This window comes from Desulfovibrio sp. OH1186_COT-070, assembly GCF_003860215.1.
Taxonomy (GTDB): domain Bacteria; phylum Desulfobacterota; class Desulfovibrionia; order Desulfovibrionales; family Desulfovibrionaceae; genus Desulfovibrio.
Genome location: NZ_RQYH01000207.1, coordinates 1 through 373 on the forward strand (window position 1 = coordinate 1; position 373 = coordinate 373).

1 protein-coding gene is annotated in these 373 nt (G+C 47.5%); it reads right to left on the reverse strand.

What is annotated here, in order from left to right:
* On the reverse strand, positions 1–373 hold a 373-nt coding region (gene epsC, locus EII23_RS12540), incomplete at both ends, for a serine O-acetyltransferase EpsC (RefSeq protein WP_311768162.1).

Sequence of the window (373 nt, forward strand, 5' to 3'; positions counted from 1 at the left end):
GTGTAATGCCACCGAGCCTGCCCCTATTTTGGAATCATGCCCCACGGTAAACGAGCCCAATACTTTGGCACCGGCACTAATCATGACATTATCCTCAATGGTAGGATGTCTTTTCTTAAACTCCTTACCTGTTCCGCCCAAGGTTACCCCTTGATAGATTGTAACATTGTCGCCAATAACGGTAGTTTCCCCTATGACCACACCATGGCCATGGTCAATAAACAGTCCTTTGCCGATTCTTGCACCCGGGTGAATTTCAATGCCCGTTGCTCTGGCACTCCATGCCGAAACCATCCGTGCCAGAAAGAAAAATCTCCTGCGGTACAAATAATGTGCAACACGATAATGCAATATCGCATGCAAACTGGGATAC